Below are 14128 nucleotides of genomic sequence, written 5' to 3'. Positions count from 1 at the left end.
GCTGTTCCATCCCGACGACTTCACGCAGCGGTACCGGTAGCGGCGGCGCGCAGGGCGGTCCGTGCGGCCGTGACGATCGGATGGGCGCCGGTGCCGCGGCGGTAGGCGAGGTGGGTGCGGCGGCGGGCCGGTAGCGCGGTGAGGGTGACGCCCGGGGGTGTCGAGCGGGCGCCCAGGTCGGGGACGAGTGCTACGCCCTGGCCCGCGGCGACGAGCGCCAGCACGGTGCCGAAGTCGTCGGCGTGGTGGCGGATGCGCGGGGTGAATCCCGCGGCGAGACAGGCGCGGACCGTCATCTCGTGGCAGAGGGTGCCTGGTGTGCCCGCGATCCACGGCGAATCGGACTGTGCGGCAAGCGGTCCGGGTCCGCGGGCGGCCAGGTGAACGGTTTCCTCGAACAACGGCTCGGTGTCCAGGCCGGGTTCGGGTGCGAGGGGAACGTAGTCGTACTCCTGCAGCAGCGCGATATCCAGGGTCTCGGCCCGCAGAGCAGCGGGGGCGGCCGCCGGATCCAGTTCGGTGACAAGCAGTTCCAGCCGCGGATGGTCGCGGCTCAGCGATACCAGCGCTGGGGAGAGGATGGCGTGCACAGCGGTCGGGAACGCGCCGATGCGCAGGGTGCCCGTGAGTTCGTTCCGGGCGGAGGCGAGTTCGGCGGTGGCCTCTTCCAGCACGGACAGGATGGTCTCGGCGTGCTCGACCAGCCGCAGCGCGGCCGGCGTGAGGGTGACGCTGCGCCCGGTGCGTTCCAGCAGCGGCACCCCGGCCTCCCGTTCCAGCGCGGTGAGCTGCTGGGACACCGCCGACGGCGTGTAGGTCAGGGCCTCGGCGACCGCGGCGATGGTATTGCGGTGCGCGAGCTCGCGGAGCAGGCGCAGACGACGGACATCCAGCATCAGCTGATCTTATGCTCGGGTGAAGAATCGTGAAATGGACCTGAAGCCCGGCATCGATCACGCTGGTCACATGACATTCACCGGCCTGTATGTGCCCCTGGTCACGCCCTTCACCGCCGACGGCGACCTGGCCGCCGACGCCCTGGAAGCGCTTGCCCACGAGGTCCTCGACGCGGGCGCGGCGGGCCTGGTCGCGCTCGGCACCACCGGCGAACCCGCCACCCTGACCGCGGCCGAGCAGGTCCGGGTCATCGATATCTGCGCGAGCGTCTGCCGCGAGCGCGCCGCTGCCCTCATCGTCGGCGCGGGCTCCAACACGACCCTCGACTCAGCCCGCGCCCTCACCGCCCTCGACCCGCGCGCCACCGCCGCCCTCGCGGTCGTCCCCTACTACCTGCGTCCGTCGGAAGCCGGTGTGGTGGAACATTTCCGGACCCTCGCCGCCGCCAGCCCCGTGCCGTTGCTGATCTACCACATCCCGTACCGCACGGCCCTGCCCCTCAGCGCCGACACCCTGCTCCGCCTGGCCGAACTGCCGAATATCGCGGGTTTCAAATACACCGCCGGCGGCATCGACGACACCACGATCGCCTTCATGTCCCGGGTGCCCGGCCACACCTCGGTGCTCGCGGGCGACGATCTGTATGCCGCCCCGCTGCTGGCCCTGGGCGCGTCGGGCGCGATTCTCGCCTGCGCCAATGTCGCCCCCGCCGCCTACGCCGACCTGATCGCCGCCTGGCGCCGGGGCGAACTGGAATCCGGCCGCGAACTGGGCAACCGCCTGGCTCCGCTGGCCGCCGCCCTGTTCACCGAACCCAATCCCGTTGTCGTGAAGGCGGTTCTGGCCGCCCAGGGCCGCATCCCCACCCCGGCCGTCCGGCTGCCGCTCCTCCCGGCAAGCGAGGGGTCGTTGTCCGCCGCGTCAGCGGCGATCGCCGCCGCGCAGGTGACAACTGGTTTCGTGAGGGCGGGATAACTCGCCGGGTACGTCCAAAATCGGTTCGGCACCAAACCGCCGGCACGGGTGCACGACAGTCAACGGCTCTCAGCCGCCCGCTGAAGGCTCGGGGAGGCGGGGGAGCGGAGCGTGGCAGTATCGAGGGCGTGAAGAAGCCAGACCCACAGGTGGAGATCGTCGTCGACCTGGATGCCATTGCCCACAATGTGCGAATCCTGGCCGAGCACGCCGGGGACGCCGCGGTCATGGTCGTGGTCAAGGCGGACGGGTACAACCACGGTGCGGCCGAGGTGGCGCGGGCGGCTCTGGAGGCGGGCGCGCGGGAACTCGGCACCACCACGGTCGGCGAGGCGGTGGAGCTGCGGGCCGCGGGGATCACCGCACCGATCCTGTGCTGGCTCAACACCTCCGACACCGACTACGCGAGCGCCATCGCCGCCGATATCGAAATCGGCGTCTCCGCGTTCACGCAGCTCGAGGGCGTGGGGCAGGCGGCGCGGCAGCTCGGCCGGACCGCCACCGTGAGTCTCAAGGTGGACACCGGGCTCAACCGCAACGGCATCCCCACCGCCGAATTCCCCGAGGTGCTCGACCTGCTCGGACGGCTGGTGGCCGAGGGGACGGTGCGCTTCCGCGCCGTCTTCTCCCACCTCGCACTCGCCGACGAACCGCAGCATCCGGTCAATGACAGGCAGCGCGAACGGTTCCTGGAGTTCATCGCCACCGCCAAGGAGCACGGCCTGCAGCCGGAACTGGTGCACCTGGCGAATTCCGCTGCCGCACTGACCCGTCCGGACCTCGCCTTCGACATGGTGCGTCCCGGCATCGCCGTGTACGGCCTGTCACCGATCCCGGAGCTGTCCGATTTCGACCTGCGTCCGGCCATGACCTTCCGGGCCCGGGTGCTCCGGGTGAAGCGGGTTTCGGCGGGGGAGGGCGTGTCCTACGGCCACGAGTGGACCGCCGATCGCGACACCACGGTCGCCCTCGTTCCGGCCGGCTACGCCGACGGCGTGCCGCGCCTGCTGGGCGGCCGATTCTCGGTGGCGCTGGGCGGCGTCCGCTACCCGCAGATCGGCCGGGTCTGCATGGATCAGATCGTGGTGGACCTGGGTGAGAACGAAGCCGGGGTCCGGGCGGGTGACACCGCGGTGCTGTTCGGTGGTGAGCCTGGTCACCCGCACGCCCAGGAGTGGGCCGACACGCTCGGCACCATCAACTACGAGATCGTCTGCTATCCCCGCGGCCGCGTGGTCCGTAGCCACGTCGGCGGTGACCGGTGACCGATCGCCGCATGCTCGCCACCGTCGAGGACACCGAGGCGCTGGGCCGCGAGCTAGCCGAACAACTGCATGCCGGGGATCTGGTGATCCTCGACGGCCCGCTGGGCGCGGGCAAGACCGCGCTCACCCGCGGCATCGCCGCCGGACTGGGTGTCGAAGGACGGGTCAGCTCACCGACTTTCATCATCGCCCGCCAGCACCGCGCCGGAACCCACCCGGGTGCGGTGGCGCTCGTGCACGTGGACGCCTACCGGCTCGGCGGCGACCTCGACGAACTCGACGCCCTCGACCTGGACACCGATCTCGACCACGCCGTGGTGGTGGTCGAATGGGGGCTGGGCGTCGCCGAACACCTGTCCGATCGGCATCTGCGCGTGCAGCTGCGCCGCGAACCCGAGTCCGATGTTCGCACCGCCGAATGGGAGTGGGTCGCCGCGAATTGAAACCGGACCGGAAAAGTCCCGGATGCGCCGGTAAGTTCCCGCAGGCAGACACCACGCCGAGTGGGCTGTACCACCCGGTATCGTAAAGACAATCATGCTGATATTGGCTGTCGACACCGCGACCCCCGCCGTCACAGCGGGACTGGTGGAACTGGAACCGGCGCAACCCGGGTCGAACGCACCGCAGATCACCACGATCACCGCCAAGGTGACCGTGGACGCTCGCGCGCACAACGAGGTGCTGACCCCGCAGATCCTGGCCTGCCTCGCCGAATCCGGCCGCTCCCGTGCCGATATCGCCGCTGTCGTGGCCGGTGTCGGGCCCGGGCCGTTCACCGGACTGCGCGTCGGCATGGCCACCGCGGCCGCCTTCGGTGACGCACTGGGCGTTCCGGTGTACGGGGCGTGCAGCCTGGACGCCATCGCCGCCGACACCGAGAGCTATCTGCGTGAGAGCGCCGACCCGATCGAGCTGCTGGTCGTCACCGACGCCCGCCGCCGCGAGGTGTACTGGGCGCGCTATCGCACCGCGGCCGGGGGCCGCATCCTGACGCGGTCCGAGGGACCCGAGGTGAGCAAGCCCGCCGATCTGGATCAGGCCGCCGCCACCGTGATCGCCGGATCCGCTTCGCACGTCGACTATTTCGATCTGCCGGTGCTGCCGGTCGAGACGCCGTCCCCGGCGGGCCTGGTGCGCTGCGCCGCCGCCGAGATCCTGGCCGGCGTCGTGCCCGCGCCGCTGGTGCCGCTGTACCTGCGCCGCCCCGACGCCGTCGAGAAGAGTTACGCGCAGGTGGGCCGATGACCATCCGCATCGAACCGATGCGGCCTGCCGACGTCACCCGCTGTGCCGAACTCGAGCAGGTGCTGTTCCCGGAGGACGATCCCTGGCACGAGGTTTCGTTCCTGTCCGAGCTGGCCGGACCGCACAACCGCTACATCACCGCGCGCGACACCGACGGCCGCATGATCGGCTACGCGGGCATCGCACTGCTCGGCACCGCCGAACACCCCGAGGCCGAGGTCCACACCATCGGCGTCGATCCCGCCGAGCACCGGCGCGGCATCGGCACCCTGCTGCTGGAGGCGCTGCTGCTGGAGGCCGGGCGCCGCGGCGGGCCGGTGTTCCTCGAGGTCCGCACCGACAACGCGCCCGCCATCACGCTCTACGAGAAGCACGGCTTTCACATCATCGGATTGCGCAAGAACTACTACCAGCCCAGCGGGGCCGACGCGTACACCATGCGGCGACCCGCCATGGCCGGCTTCCCGCAGGACGGATTCACCACCGACGCCGAGGTCTCGTCATGATCGTCATGGGTATCGAAAGCTCCTGCGACGAAACGGGAGTCGGCATCGTGCGCCGACTGCCCGACGGCAGCTGCGAACTGCTCGCCGACGAGGTCGCCTCCAGCGTGGACCAGCACGCCCGCTTCGGCGGCGTGGTGCCCGAGATCGCCTCCCGCGCACACCTCGAGGCCATCGTGCCCGCCATGCGCCGGGCGCTGGCCACGGCCGGCATCAGCAAGCCCGACGCCCTCGCCGTCACCATCGGCCCCGGTCTCGCGGGCGCGCTGCTGGTGGGCGTGGCGGCGGCGAAAGCCTATGCGGCGGCCTGGGATATCCCGTTCTACGCGCTCAACCACCTGGGCGGGCACGTGGCCGTGGACACCCTCGAGCACGGTCCCATGCCCCCGGCGGTCGCGCTGCTGGTGTCCGGCGGGCACACCCACCTCCTGCAGGTCACCGATCTCGCCCACCCCATCACCGAATTGGGCAGCACGGTCGACGACGCCGCGGGCGAGGCTTTCGACAAGGTGGCCCGCCTGCTCGGCCTCGGCTACCCGGGCGGGCCGGTGCTGGATTCCATTGCCACCGAGGGCGATCCGAGCGCCATCGCCTTCCCGCGCGGCATGACCGGCCCCCGCGACCCGCGCTACGACTTCTCCTTCTCCGGATTGAAGACCGCCGTCGCGCGCTATGTCGAAGCGGCGCAACGGGAAGGCCGCGAGCTGCCCATCCCGGATATCGCGGCGTCCTTCCAGGAGGCCGTGGCGGATGTGCTCACCATGAAGGCGGTGCGCGCGGTCCAGGACACCGGCGTCGACACCCTGGTGCTGGGCGGCGGCGCGACCGCCAACTCCCGCATCCGCTCGATGGCCGAAGAGCGCTGCACCGCAGCGGGTATCACCCTGCGCGTCCCCAAGCCGCGCCTGTGCACCGACAACGGCGTCATGATCGCCACCCTCGGCGCCCACGTGATCGCCGGCGGCGCAGAGCCTTCCGAACTCAGTGTCGCCACCGACCCCGGCCTTCCGGTCTCCACCAGCCACCTGTGAACGCTGCCTGCAAAGGCTCGTGGGCGGTTCGGCGAATGCCGAGGCGACAACCGATTTCGTGACGTTCGGGGTAACTCATCGGGTACGTCCGAACTCGGTTCGGCACCCAACCGCCTGGCATGGGTACGCGACCGTCGACGGCTCTCAGCCGGCCGCTGAAGTCTCGGCGAGGCGGGGGGACTCGGTCGGCGGCAGCGAGGTGCCGAGCAGCGGCCCGAACAGCCGGGGGAGATCCGCGGGGAACGGGATCTGGGGTAGGTCGGGATCCGGGCGCAGCGGCGGCTGGGCGGTGCTACTGGGCGCGACGGGCGCGCCGCCGGCCGAACCGGTGAGGGGCGCCGGAGCCGCGGCCGTGGTGCGGCGCTGGGTGGTCGTGGTGCTGGTGGAGCCGCCCGAAGGACCCGTCGGCGTGGTCTGCGGGACCGGCTGCTGCGGGCCGGTCGTGGACGGCGAGTAGTGGGTGTTCTGCGGCTCGGGCACCACGAATTCCTTGACCCCGTACCCGACGATCAGTCCGACCACCACGATCGCGCCCGCCAGCGTGCCCGCGAGCTTGGTGAAGGTGCCGATCGGCGCGTCCGAACCCAGGCCGATCACCGGGAAGGTGCTGCTCGGTGTGGTCGAATCCGCCACCAGCGCCGCGCCTTTCGCGATCGCGGCCTCCGGCTCCGGCACGGTGACGACCGGCACGTCGAGCTCGCGCTCCAGCCCCACCACCATGATCGGCACATTGGCGCCGCCGCCGATCACGGCGACCGCCTCCGGGAACTTCGGGGCGCGCGCGAAGACGGCACGGGAGAACACCGCCAGCTCGCGTAGCAGGTCGGCGACGATCTCCTCGAAGTCCACCCGGGTCAGTTTGAGCGGCTGCCCGGCCACATGGTCGATGGTGACCGCCGGAACCACCGATAGGTGCTCCTTGGCGGCGCGGCTGCGGTTGAGCAGGATGCCCCGGTTGGGGCGGATGCCGCGGCGGGACAGGTGACAGTCCAGCAGATGCTGCAGGATCAGCTCGTCGATGGCGTTGCCGCTGATGGCGGTGGTGCGCTCGGTGCGCAGCACGCTGTCGTCGGCGTGGTCGGCCACGGTGACCGTGGTGCCGGTGGCCCCGATGTCGATGATTGCCACCGTGTTCCAGCGGTCCAGCAGACCGGTGTGCCGCAGATAGGCCAGGGCCGCGGTGCTCTCCGGGATGAGCTGTACGCCGTGCCGCTGCCGGCCGATCGCCGAGCGGATGATCTGGGCCTGCTCCCGGTCCCGGTAGGCGACCGCGATGTCACTGGGCGGGGCCGAGTCGGGCTCGCGGTGGCCGTTGCCGCGGGCGATCGGATGGGCGCCGACCGGATGCACGCTGTCGCGCGGGATCTGGATGGTCATCAATTCGATCGAGGAGGCCACCAGATCACCGACGTCGGAGTGGGCGGTATCGGCTGTCACGACGCGGTAGTCGAAGTTCTGGGCGCCGTTGGGCGCGGTGGCGACCGTCGCCGAGCACACCACCTCGCTTCCGGCGGAGATGCCGAGGGATGTTCGCATGTTCACCTCCCTTCGAGCGGATGGTCCGGGTGGAGACGACCATCTCGAACGGACTCCGGACGCGTCCTACGGGTAGCGGACGTCTCCGAGCTTCGGATCGCGGCGGGCCCTTGTCCGATAGGGCATCCGGACCTGCCACTGATCACTTGCGGTCTTGCTCTCTTCTCGAGCCCGCGCGCAGGGTTGCCGCGCGGTTAGCGGGGTGAAGCAGTTGTGAAACTCTCGACGGTGCACGTGGCGGGACCGAGTCGGTCTCGTCGCGTGGCCGACGTCAATGGTGTCACAATCCGTTATCCGAACGTTACAGATTTTCGGATTTCTTTGGAAGCCCTCAGATTCCCGGGCCGTCGTGTCGGCGAGTCGCGTTGTCCAGCGGTGTTGCCATGCTGTCCAGCGGCGTTACAGATAACACCGGGTGTCGAGTAGCAGTGCCCGGCCTTGAGCGCTGGCACTCCCGTGTATAGAGTGCTAGTTGGCACTGGGTTAGTGCTGAGGTGCCAGCTGATGACTACTGAGCAGGGTCCCGGCACCCGCGACGACGGGGCTGATTGCGCAGGGTCACACACATGACCGAAACCGTGAGTCCGGGGAACAGCCCCGGACGCGACGAATCCCCTGAAAGTGGAGGGCTCAACGTGGCGAGCGTGAACATCAAGCCGCTCGAGGACAAGATCCTCGTCCAGGCCAACGAGGCCGAGACGACGACCGCCTCCGGCCTGGTCATCCCCGACACGGCGAAGGAGAAGCCCCAGGAGGGCACCGTCATCGCCGTGGGCCCGGGTCGCTGGGACGAGGACGGCGAGAAGCGGATTCCGCTGGACGTCAAGGAAGGCGACGTCGTCATCTACAGCAAGTACGGCGGCACCGAGATCAAGTACAACGGTGCGGAGTACCTGATCCTGTCGGCTCGCGACCTGCTGGCCGTCGTCACCAAGTAAGAACGCTCCAACTCTCGGGGCTCTCAGGGGCTTCCCCCTGAAACCCCATGGAGAGACACCGCCCCGGAGTCGCAGCTGCCAATACAGCAACCGGCCCGGGGCGGAGTGCGTTCCGACCCAACTCATTTCAGGAGTAGGTACATGGCAAAGCAGATCGAGTTCGACGAGAAGGCTCGTCGGGCGATGGAGCGCGGCGTCGACAAGCTCGCCGACGCCGTCAAGGTCACCCTGGGCCCGCGCGGCCGGCACGTGGTGCTGGCCAAGGCGTTCGGCGGCCCGACCGTCACCAACGACGGCGTGACCATCGCTCGCGACATCGACCTCGAGGACCCGTTCGAGAACCTGGGCGCGCAGCTGGTCAAGAGCGTCGCCACCAAGACCAACGACGTCGCCGGCGACGGCACCACCACCGCCACCGTGCTGGCGCAGGCCCTCATCAAGGGCGGCCTGAAGAACATTGCCGCGGGCGCCAACCCGATGACCCTGGGCAAGGGCATGAACAAGGCCGCCGAGGCGGTCGCCGCCGCCCTGCACGCCGCCGCGACCCCGGTCAACGGCGAGAAGTCCATCGCGCAGGTCGCCACCGTGTCCTCGCGGGACGAGGAGATCGGCGCGCTGGTCGCCGAGGCGCTGACCAAGGTCGGCAAGGACGGCGTCGTCACCATCGAGGAGTCCTCGGGTCTGCAGACCGAGGTCGCCATCACCGAGGGCGTGCAGTTCGACAAGGGCTACCTGTCGCCGTACTTCGTCACCGACCCGGAGACCATGCAGGCGGTCTACGAGGACGTCTGGATCCTGCTGAACCGCGAGAAGATCAGCTCCCTGCCGGACCTGCTTCCGCTGCTGGAGAAGATCGCGGAGTCGGGCAAGCCGGTCGTCATCATCGCCGAGGACGTCGACGGCGAGGCGCTGTCCACCCTGGTGGTCAACGCGATTCGCAAGACCCTCAAGGTCGTCGCCGTGAAGGCCCCGTTCTTCGGCGACCGCCGCAAGGCGTTCCTGGACGACCTGGCCATTGTCACCGGCGGCACCGTGGTCAACCCGGACCTGGGCATCACCCTGCGTGAGGCCGGCCTGGACGTGCTGGGCAAGGCCCGCCGCGTCGTGGTCACCAAGGACGAGACCACCATCGTCGAGGGCGCCGGCGCGCAGTCCGACATCGACGGGCGAGTTGCCCAGCTGCGCAAGGAGATCGAGAACACCGACTCCGACTGGGACCGCGAGAAGCTGGAAGAGCGCCTGGCCAAGCTGGCCGGCGGCGTCGCCGTCATCAAGGTCGGCGCGGCCACCGAGACCGAGCTCAAGGAGCGCAAGTACCGCGTCGAGGACGCCGTCGCGTCCGCCAAGGCCGCGGTCGCCGAGGGCATCGTTCCCGGCGGTGGCACCGCCCTGGTGCAGGCCGCGTCCACGCTGAACGCCCTGCGCGACTCGCTCTCCGGTGACGAGGCGGTCGGCGTCGAGGTCGTGCGTCAGGCCCTGCTGTCGCCGCTGTTCTGGATCGCCAGCAATGCCGGCGTCGACGGCGCGGTCGTCGTGTCCAAGGTGTCCGACGGCAAGCACGGCTTCAACGCCGCCACCCTCACCTACGGCGACCTGGTCGCCGAGGGCGTCATCGACCCGGTGAAGGTGACCCGTTCCGCGGTGGAGAACGCCACCTCGGTGGCCCGCATGGTGCTCACCACGGAGTCCGCGATCGTCGACAAGCCGGTCGACGAGCCCGCCGACGCGCACCACGGCCACGCCCACTGACCCAGCCCCGCTGACGTCAGCTCAGGCCCCCGGACAGCCCGCTGTCCGGGGGCCTCGCCGTCTCCGAACCCCAACCGCGCCATCCGACTTCCTCCGGCGCGATCCGGCCGTCGGCGCGACTGCGCCACGCCCCGCATCGCCATGGTGACGCCCGCACTCGCGATGGTCGCGCCCACTGCCATGGTGATGGCCGGGTTGCCGTGGTCAGTCCCGGACTGCTTTGCGCCACTGCCATTTTCGGGCCGCCGCGCCCTGTCCACCGAGGCACTGCCGGCCTCGTTCCATGAAAGTTCCAATGCGCGAACGGAATCCGACCGACGCGAGGTATCGGTCCGGGTATGCGGGCCCGCACCGGTTTTCGGATCCGCGCGGGAGTCAGCGCGCCGGGGAGTTCGTCAGCGTGGGCCAGGGGTAGGAGTCGGTCGGTGACGGCGTCAGCCAATTCGGGCCCAGCGGCCCGGAGACGGGCGGGAGCGGGATAACGGGGGATGGGTCCCGGAGATCGCCCGAATGGGAGTCGGTGAAGGCGTAGAGACCCCCGACGACGAGAGTGAGAGCGGCCAGTCCCGCGAGGCCACGGCGGTAGGAGCGAATGGAGATGCTGAGGAGTCGCATACGAATCGGTCTTTACCGGCAAAGCATGCAGCCGAAACCGGTCAGGCGACCTGAATCGGCGGCATGCACAGGGGCCTCGCGGGCGTGACGGGTTCAGGACCTCTTACTTCGGGAAATTAGCTCTCAGTCGTGGATCGGACTGGGGGAGCGGCCGTTTCCGTGGTGGAGACCGGGGTGGGAACGGTGGATCGTGTTCGGCGGTGCCTGGTCTGTGGCTATCGCGGCGAGAAGGCGGTCGCGGAGCGCGGGCGGTGGCGGTACGGCCACCGCGGACGCGGCCAGCATGATGGCTTCTCGGGTCTGCTGCACTTCCTGGGTGAAGGCGGCGCGCAGTACAGCGTCGTCGGTATCCAAAAGGTCCGCCACTGCGCGCTGATCTTCGTCGCCGATCGATCCGAGCGCGACAGTGTGCGCGAGATCGATCTGGCTTTCTTTCATCTCACGTCACTCCCAAACTTTTCTTGAGTCGTGTCAATCCATCCCGTATACGGGACTTAACGGTCGGTAACCCCACGCCCAGATGGGCTGCGACCTCGGCGTACGTGCGTCCGCCGAAGTACGCGAGGGAGATGGCTTCCCGCTGCGTCTCCGTCAACGTCGCCAGGCCGGCGAGCACCGCCTGCTGTTCCAGCCGGCGCCCGACCTCCTCGGTGACTTCGTCGAATTCGTTGCCGAGGGTGCTGGTGCCGTACGCGACCTCGCGCAGGGCGTGCGCCTGCTCGGCCCGAACCCGGTCGACCGCGCGCCGATGGGCCAGCGTCATCAACCAGGTGACGGCGGAACCCTTGGACGGGTCGAAGTTGGCTGCCGTGCGCCAGATCTGGAGATAGACCTCCTGCGTGGTCTCCTCCGCATAGCCCGGATCATGTAGCACGCGTAGAACCAGGCCGAACACTCTCGCGCTGGTGCGGTCGTACAGCTCGGCGAACGCCTGCTGATCCGACTGCCCGCAACGCTCGAGGAGTGCGGCTAGTTCCAGACTTTCGGCTGCGCGCGCCGTCACCGCAGAGTCCACGCTGGGCGTTTCCGCCCCTCCGTCCCTCGAGCTCTGGAACGAGTTGCCCTCTGCGGCAGGCGGCCGCGCTGTCACAACGCTCCGTTCTGTGTCATCGGCCACGAGGGTAGCGTGCCGCTATAACCTCCTCTCGCGTGGGGGTATCGGCAAAGAGACTGTGGCAGAGTGGCTTTCCATTGCACCGAAACGTCGCATACATGACATTCGAGACATGACGTGACGCCGGTCGTCGCCGACCCTCTCGAGCGGTGCCGGGTGTTTGCTAGACATTCGGCACGCCATCGCTGTCGGATGGGAGGAATCTCGAGCCCACCCGGTCGCCGTCCTCAGCGATACCGCTGGTGAACACCAGTCACGCGAGTTTGCCTGGAGCGCAGAACGGGTAGGTCAGGCGACGATGCGCCGGCGGTTGCGGCGGGCGTGTAGCTCACGCTCGGTCTCGGACATGCCGCCCCAGATGCCGTAGGGCTCGCTGACCTTCAGCGCGTGCGACCGGCACTGCAGCAGCACCGGGCAGGACTTGCAGATCTCCTTGGCGCGTAGCTCGCGCTGGGCCCGGGCGCGGCCGCGTTCGCCGTCCGGGTGGAAGAACACCGCGGAGTCCTGGCCGCGGCAGGATCCGCGCATCTGCCAATCCCAGACATCGGCGTTCGGACCTGGGAGGTGGGTCGGCATAGGCATGGTGAACTCCTCATGGTGCGAGCTCGTCGGCATTGTCGAGCGGTGCTGGTGGCAAACAGGTGGCCGCATCGCCGTGGCCCGGCGATCGCACTTCGTCGGCTCCGAAATTCGACACGACGCCAACGACGGCGATGACGTACGTTAGGTCGGACAACGAATTCGAGTCAATAGCTTCATTCGACTCGAGCCGAATACGTGCACATTAGAGAATTAACATCCTCGCTATTTACAAAACCGCCTGCCTGTGGTGATACTGATCGGTTGCCCAGTACCGTGACCAAGCTGTGATAGCCCATCCGACTGGTCGAAGTGCCTGGTAGCAGCAGCTTTTCGAGGGTCGATACCTGTCACTCGATCTATGCAAGAGTCTCGATCAGAGTGATCTCAGCCATTGGACATCTCGCGCTGAGTAGGGTAGAGATGGCCGATTCGCGGCCGTCAGGTTAATAGCGCGAAACGCTATACGAATTCCTTACGGGCGTGCTGGGCGATAGCGAGAACAGATTTACGGAGTGGAAACACAAAGGCGCTCGTGAATGCTGATCGATAGCTGGGGGCCTGTGGTATGTCGGCTGCCCTCACTTGCCCCGGCACTGGTTACAGTGCGGCTGTGCCTGTGCTCGAAGTGAACTCCGAACTCGCCGACGCCGCTTTCGGCGCCACTCCGGAACGTGCTGCCACCGGGTTGCCCGCGGCCGCCGATGCCGCCGAATCCTGGTTGCGAGCAGTCTCGCTCAGTGGAATCGGACACTACGCCGCCGCGCGCGCCGAGCTCGGCCGCGCCCGCCGCGCCACCACCGACCTCGCACTGCTGTCGCTCACCCACAGCACCGAGGCCTCGTTGCTGCGCCAGCTCGGCTGGCACGGCGACGCCGCCGTCGCCGACGGCCGCGCGGCCGCCCTCGCCCTGCCCGCCGTCGCCGGCGATCTTGCTCCCGTGGCCGCGCTGGCCGCGACCCCGGCGGAAATCAGGCGCGCCGAAGCGGTTTGCGATGCGTTGACCGGACTCGCCGCCGATGCTCTCGGCACCCTCCGCCCGGCGCTTGCCGCCCGGCTGCTGGATCGTTGCCGCAAATACCTCGACGTTCATCTGGCCGATGCCGCGAGTGTGTGGCGCCCGCGTGTCCGACTGCACTGGGTGGCTGCCGAGACGGCGCTGTCGGCCCCCGGCTCCGGTTTGATCTCCGCCCCCGCGGCCGAGCTCGCGGCGGGCGGTCGCCCGGCTCCGGCCGATCCCGCCCTGGCTCACGCCGAGGCCGCCCTCGCCCTCGCGGAAAACTCGCCCTCGCTGCGGCATCGAGTGAAGTCCCGGCTACTTCTGGCCGCCGCCAGCGCCGCCGCGGGCGACCTCGACCGATCCCGGGCTCTCGCAACCGAAGTCGATCGCGCCTGTGCCGAACATGAGCTGCTGCCGTTGCGCTGGGCCTGCGCCATGCTGCGCTCCGGCGTCGAACCCGGAGGTGACGGCGCGATCGTGGCCGCCGAGTGCGCGCGGTTGCTGGACGCTCGCGGCGGGCGATTGCGTTCGGCCAGCGGTCTTCTCGGCCATCCCTGAGTAGCCCCCGGGACTTCCCTGAGTCGTCCCGGAGAAGGACCCCGTAACGGCTGGCATGAATGCGCCAGCCGCTATTGTTGGACCGTTCCGCCCCCATCGGCGGAAGCACCGGCTCTCCCG

The 14128-nt window shown here is 69.1% G+C and carries 15 protein-coding genes; 10 read left to right on the top strand and 5 right to left on the bottom strand.

The window, feature by feature from the left end; genetic code table 11:
• Positions 1 to 20 precede the first annotated feature (20 nt).
• Positions 21 to 896, bottom strand: coding sequence for a LysR substrate-binding domain-containing protein (locus ABZV44_RS00870; RefSeq protein WP_354830332.1), 876 nt, complete (start codon positions 894 to 896; stop codon positions 21 to 23).
• Between the two features lie 34 nt (positions 897 to 930).
• Between ABZV44_RS00870 and dapA the strand changes: the two genes are divergently transcribed.
• The 6 genes from dapA (at position 931) to tsaD (ending at position 5919) form a co-directional block, all read left to right on the top strand.
• Positions 931 to 1872 carry a 4-hydroxy-tetrahydrodipicolinate synthase gene (gene dapA / locus ABZV44_RS00865; RefSeq protein ID WP_354830331.1) on the top strand — a complete coding sequence of 314 codons (942 nt, stop codon included), beginning with the start codon at positions 931 to 933 and terminating at the stop codon, positions 1870 to 1872.
• Between the two features lie 128 nt (positions 1873 to 2000).
• On the top strand, positions 2001 to 3137 hold the full coding sequence (gene alr, locus ABZV44_RS00860) for an alanine racemase (RefSeq protein ID WP_354830329.1): 1137 nt from the start codon (positions 2001 to 2003) through the stop codon (positions 3135 to 3137).
• An 11-nt stretch (positions 3138 to 3148) separates the two neighbouring features.
• Positions 3149 to 3580, top strand: a complete 432-nt coding sequence (tsaE, locus tag ABZV44_RS00855) for a tRNA (adenosine(37)-N6)-threonylcarbamoyltransferase complex ATPase subunit type 1 TsaE (RefSeq protein WP_354831590.1) — start codon at positions 3149 to 3151, stop codon at positions 3578 to 3580.
• Positions 3581 to 3674: 94 nt separating this feature from the next.
• Positions 3675 to 4385, top strand: a complete 711-nt coding sequence (tsaB, locus tag ABZV44_RS00850) for a tRNA (adenosine(37)-N6)-threonylcarbamoyltransferase complex dimerization subunit type 1 TsaB (protein ID WP_354830328.1) — start codon at positions 3675 to 3677, stop codon at positions 4383 to 4385.
• Positions 4382 to 4891, top strand: a complete 510-nt coding sequence (rimI, locus tag ABZV44_RS00845; protein ID WP_354830326.1) for a ribosomal protein S18-alanine N-acetyltransferase — start codon at positions 4382 to 4384, stop codon at positions 4889 to 4891. Before tsaB ends, rimI begins: the two co-directional genes overlap by 4 nt.
• Positions 4888 to 5919: a tRNA (adenosine(37)-N6)-threonylcarbamoyltransferase complex transferase subunit TsaD gene (gene tsaD / locus ABZV44_RS00840; protein ID WP_354830324.1), complete on the top strand. Its 1032-nt coding sequence runs from the start codon at positions 4888 to 4890 to the stop codon at positions 5917 to 5919. The genes rimI and tsaD overlap by 4 nt, the downstream gene beginning before the upstream one ends.
• A gap of 144 nt (positions 5920 to 6063) precedes the next feature.
• On the opposite strand, the gene ABZV44_RS00835 is transcribed toward tsaD, so the two are convergent.
• Entirely contained in the window at positions 6064 to 7455 is a 1392-nt protein-coding gene (locus tag ABZV44_RS00835; RefSeq protein WP_354830322.1) for an Hsp70 family protein, read from the bottom strand.
• Positions 7456 to 8090: 635 nt separating this feature from the next.
• Between ABZV44_RS00835 and groES the strand changes: the two genes are divergently transcribed.
• Together groES and groL are read left to right on the top strand one after the other, a co-directional pair.
• Positions 8091 to 8393, top strand: coding sequence for a co-chaperone GroES (gene groES, locus ABZV44_RS00830; protein ID WP_040855536.1), 303 nt, complete (start codon positions 8091 to 8093; stop codon positions 8391 to 8393).
• A 141-nt stretch (positions 8394 to 8534) separates the two neighbouring features.
• Positions 8535 to 10142 carry a chaperonin GroEL gene (groL, locus tag ABZV44_RS00825; RefSeq protein WP_354830320.1) on the top strand — a complete coding sequence of 536 codons (1608 nt, stop codon included), beginning with the start codon at positions 8535 to 8537 and terminating at the stop codon, positions 10140 to 10142.
• Positions 10143 to 10517: 375 nt separating this feature from the next.
• Here groL and ABZV44_RS00820 read toward each other — a convergent pair whose 3' ends face one another.
• On the bottom strand, positions 10518 to 10757 hold the full coding sequence (locus ABZV44_RS00820) for a hypothetical protein (protein ID WP_354830319.1): 240 nt from the start codon (positions 10755 to 10757) through the stop codon (positions 10518 to 10520).
• A 159-nt stretch (positions 10758 to 10916) separates the two neighbouring features.
• Between ABZV44_RS00820 and ABZV44_RS00815 the strand changes: the two genes are divergently transcribed.
• Complete coding sequence (locus tag ABZV44_RS00815; RefSeq protein ID WP_354830317.1) at positions 10917 to 11222, top strand: hypothetical protein; 306 nt, start codon at positions 10917 to 10919, stop codon at positions 11220 to 11222.
• Here the strand turns inward: ABZV44_RS00815 and ABZV44_RS00810 are convergent.
• Together ABZV44_RS00810 and ABZV44_RS00805 are read right to left on the bottom strand one after the other, a co-directional pair.
• Positions 11197 to 11736: a sigma-70 family RNA polymerase sigma factor gene (locus tag ABZV44_RS00810; protein ID WP_354831587.1), complete on the bottom strand. Its 540-nt coding sequence runs from the start codon at positions 11734 to 11736 to the stop codon at positions 11197 to 11199. The genes ABZV44_RS00815 and ABZV44_RS00810 overlap by 26 nt on opposite strands.
• Positions 11737 to 12159: 423 nt before the next feature.
• Positions 12160 to 12453 (bottom strand): WhiB family transcriptional regulator, encoded by a 294-nt coding sequence (locus tag ABZV44_RS00805; protein ID WP_040855647.1) that lies wholly within the window; start codon positions 12451 to 12453, stop codon positions 12160 to 12162.
• A 610-nt stretch (positions 12454 to 13063) separates the two neighbouring features.
• Here ABZV44_RS00805 and ABZV44_RS00800 point away from each other — a divergent pair.
• Entirely contained in the window at positions 13064 to 14008 is a 945-nt protein-coding gene (locus ABZV44_RS00800) for a hypothetical protein (protein WP_354830315.1), read from the top strand.
• Positions 14009 to 14128: the final 120 nt, after the last annotated feature.

This window comes from Nocardia sp. NPDC004860 (assembly GCF_040609015.1).
GTDB lineage: Bacteria > Actinomycetota > Actinomycetes > Mycobacteriales > Mycobacteriaceae > Nocardia.
Note: the sequence above shows the minus strand (reverse complement) of the source record. Positions and strands in the feature narration are given on the sequence as shown.

Coding starts and splice junctions, on each gene's coding strand:
- ABZV44_RS00870 (WP_354830332.1), bottom strand. CDS start 896: ATGCTGGATGTCCGTCGTCTGCGCCTGCTCCGCGAGCTCGCGCACCGC.
- dapA (WP_354830331.1), top strand. CDS start 931: ATGGACCTGAAGCCCGGCATCGATCACGCTGGTCACATGACATTCACC.
- tsaE (WP_354831590.1), top strand. CDS start 3,149: ATGCTCGCCACCGTCGAGGACACCGAGGCGCTGGGCCGCGAGCTAGCC.
- tsaB (WP_354830328.1), top strand. CDS start 3,675: ATGCTGATATTGGCTGTCGACACCGCGACCCCCGCCGTCACAGCGGGA.
- rimI (WP_354830326.1), top strand. CDS start 4,382: ATGACCATCCGCATCGAACCGATGCGGCCTGCCGACGTCACCCGCTGT.
- tsaD (WP_354830324.1), top strand. CDS start 4,888: ATGATCGTCATGGGTATCGAAAGCTCCTGCGACGAAACGGGAGTCGGC.
- ABZV44_RS00835 (WP_354830322.1), bottom strand. CDS start 7,455: ATGCGAACATCCCTCGGCATCTCCGCCGGAAGCGAGGTGGTGTGCTCG.
- groL (WP_354830320.1), top strand. CDS start 8,535: ATGGCAAAGCAGATCGAGTTCGACGAGAAGGCTCGTCGGGCGATGGAG.
- ABZV44_RS00820 (WP_354830319.1), bottom strand. CDS start 10,757: ATGCGACTCCTCAGCATCTCCATTCGCTCCTACCGCCGTGGCCTCGCG.
- ABZV44_RS00805 (WP_040855647.1), bottom strand. CDS start 12,453: ATGCCTATGCCGACCCACCTCCCAGGTCCGAACGCCGATGTCTGGGAT.